Consider the following 3,307-nt stretch of genomic DNA (forward strand, 5'->3'; position numbering starts at 1 on the left):
TTAACTCATAATTTATTGTTCCAATTAAGTCCTAATCCATGTCAATATCTCTATAAATTTATTCCTTATCTCCAGCCTTATCATCAATACCGCTTACATCAACCATCATCTGATCCATACACACTCTTCCTAAAACCTTGCATGAATTACCATTTATGTATACAAATCCCTTATTAGAAAACATCCTACTATATCCATCAGCATAACCTATAGCAACAGTAGCAACCTTCATTGGTTTGTCACTTATAAAAGTTCTACCATAAGAGATTGGAGTACCTGCTTCAATTTCCTTTACAAAGTTGACATAAGAAAATAATTTGAATGTTTTCTCTAATTCAATTGATGTATTATCTTTAACTACATTTGAAGGATAAAGTCCATAAAGAGAAATACCAACTCTGTTCATCCCCTTAAAAATCTTTTGTCTTATAGTTGCTGCTGAATTTGCAAGATGGAGAAATCTAAAGTTAAAATCATTTTTGACTTTATCAATAATCCTATCAAAAATCTCTTCTTGCTCAATAGTGAAATTATTATCTTCTTCATCAGCTGTAGCAAAATGACTAAAAGCAGAAATTATTTCAATATTTTCTAAGTCTTTTAACTTTTTGATTTTTGATATTTCATTTTCTCTGAATCCAATCCTGCCGTGACCTGTATCAAGTACTAGATGTCCCTTTACCTTATACCCCAACTTATTAATATCATATGCTAGTCCTAGGTCATATATTGAAATATCAATATCATTTTCTACACATTCTTTTATATCGCTTACGCCAACATACCCTAATACCAAGATAGGCTTCTCTATTCCATACCTTCTTAGCAAAAGACCCTCACTAAGTCTTGCTACAGCATAATAATCAATTATATCTTCAATATTTCTAGATATAACACCAGCACCGAGTCCATAGGCATTAGCCTTTAACACTGCACAAAACTTTGATTCTGGGCTTAATTTTCTTATGTTTAAAATATTATTTCTTATATTATCCAAATTAATTTCTAAATATGTCTCTTGCATAGCTACCTCAAAAGTCTAATTGCCTTTGGTAAATAATCTATAATATCACTTGCAATAAGTGATTCTTCACACAAATCTTCTTTTACTAAATCTCCAGCAAGTGAATGCAAATATACACCAAGCTTTGCAGCATCAAATTCACTCATTAGGGGTAAAAGTCCTGCTATAATTCCTGTTAGAACATCACCACTTCCTGCCGTAGCCATGCCAGGATTACCAATCTGATTTATATATAGGCTTTCCCCATCAGTAACCAAAGTATTTTCAGATTTTAATACAAGAACAACCTTATATCTACTAGCAAAATCCTTAGCAATTCCTACCCTATCAGCATTAATTTCATTAATACTTAGGCCAGTAAGTCTTGAAAATTCTTTTAAGTGAGGTGTTAAGATAATATTTTCTTTTTTTAAAACTGATTTATCTTTTGCTATTGCATTTAAGCCATCAGCGTCTATTATTATCTTACCCTCATAGCTTTCAATAATCTTACCAATAAGTTCATTTAAACTTGGGTCTTCTCCCATTCCAGGTCCTATTCCAAGGACATCTTTATCTGATAGATATACTAAAATCTGATTTAATATAAGATTATTATACTTTAAATTATAAGAATCAATAATATTTATAATTTGCTCAGTTGACTTAATTTGTAAAATCTCACTTATAGAAGATGGAACGAGAAGATAAACTAATCCAGCACCAACTCTCAAGGCAGCAGATGATGACAAATAACATGATCCAGCCATACCAGAAGAACCACCTAATATTGCTACCTTTCCATAATCGCCTTTATGACTTACTTTTTTTCTTGGAGGCAAAATATTTTTCATCTGCTTATCTATTTTAAGTGTTGAACTTTCCTTACTTACACAAATTGCAATGGCAATTTCACCATCATGTGAAATAGAAACCTCTGACATACAAATCTTTTTGTCAATTAAAACATATGGACGATTTTCTTTATGATCAACTTCAACCCTACAATTTTTTATGTAAGATAGATTAAGGTTATATGCTTTAATTGCAGCTTCTTTAAGAGCGTATATTCCTGCTAAAGTTTGGTATGGATTATCTTTTTTAAAAGCATAAGTTAGCTCTTTTTGGCTAAATACTCTCATAAGAAAGTCTTCTGTTTTATTCTTAATTTTTTGAACTGAAATTATATCTATCCCTATCAATATTAACCTAACCTTAAAATATTCGACTTTTTTGATGGTTTTCTATCAAAATTTACTACTTTGCCATCATAATATACAATTATACCGCCTATGATATTATAATATGGCATCCTATGTTAAAATAGGAAAACTTTATTCAACATTAATTTTTGACTTCTCTTTAGATGATAAACACAAATGTAAAAATAACCTTACAACAAGAAAATCTAGTTATTTCATCGCATAACTATTTCCTTAGTGCTTTAACAATTTCAATATGAAAAAGCATATTAGTAAAATGCCAATACCATAAACAACTTGTCCGTGGCATTAATAATATAATATTTGAAAAATGGAAGTGCCTTCGCACTTCCTATTCCCCTATCTTTTCTTTTAGTAATTTATTTATTTCTTGAGGATTTCCTTTGCCTTTTGTCTTCTTCATCGCTTGACCAACTAAAAAACCAAAAGCTCTATCTTTTCCATTTTTTATATCTTCGATTGATTGTGGATTTTCCGCAATAACTTCACTAACAATATCATCTAAGAAAGAAGCGTCTGAGATTTGAAGAAGGTTTCTTTCTTCGGCAAGTTTTTCTGGGTCTTCATTAGTAGTATATATTTCTCTTAGTAATTTTTTTGCCACATTATTATTTATCTTATTATTTTTCGCAAGATTAATTAATTTAGCAAAATTTTCTACTGATAGTGCCATTTCATCAGCAGTTTCCTCTGCCTCATTAAGTCTTCTTGATAATTCACTAAGAATCCAGTTAGCTGTGGTATTTGGATCATTAACTAACTTGTCTGTTTTTTCAAAAAGAGTTGCTAGGTTCCTATCATTACTTAATAAATTAGCATCATATTCAGAAAGTTTATATTCTCTCATATACCTTTCTTGTTTTTTACTAGGTAATTCTGGTAGTTTATCTTTAATATTTTCTATAAATTCATCTGAGAGGTAAATATCTGGTATATCACCATCAGCTGAAAATCTATAGTCATTACCAACTTCTTTGTTTCTCATGTGAATGGTTTTAAGTTCAATATCATCCCATCTTCTAGTTTCTTTTACACCGGTTTCGCCTTTTTCTAGTAAAGCAGTTTGCCTTTGGACTTCAAA

At 30.4% G+C, this 3,307-nt stretch carries 2 protein-coding genes and 1 pseudogene; all 3 read right to left on the reverse strand.

The genetic code is table 11. The annotated features are described in order from the left end of the window. Window positions 1–58: 58 nt before the first annotated feature. A complete protein-coding gene (gene alr / locus RQ893_RS08675) occupies window positions 59–1,024 on the reverse strand; it encodes an alanine racemase (protein WP_311482618.1) in 966 nt (321 codons plus the stop codon). A gap of 2 nt (window positions 1,025–1,026) precedes the next feature. After that, a complete protein-coding gene (locus RQ893_RS08680) occupies window positions 1,027–2,205 on the reverse strand; it encodes an NAD(P)H-hydrate dehydratase (RefSeq protein ID WP_311482619.1) in 1,179 nt (392 codons plus the stop codon). A 352-nt stretch (window positions 2,206–2,557) separates the two neighbouring features. After that, window positions 2,558–3,307: pseudogene (locus tag RQ893_RS08685) on the reverse strand (Asp-tRNA(Asn)/Glu-tRNA(Gln) amidotransferase GatCAB subunit B); the annotation flags it as partial.

Source organism: uncultured Anaerococcus sp. (assembly GCF_963510915.1).
GTDB lineage: Bacteria > Bacillota > Clostridia > Tissierellales > Peptoniphilaceae > Anaerococcus.

What these genes read in the sequence shown, in the direction of transcription:
- alr (WP_311482618.1), bottom strand. Translation starts at nt 1,024, where the DNA reads ATGCAAGAGACATATTTAGAAATTAATTTGGATAATATAAGAAATAAT.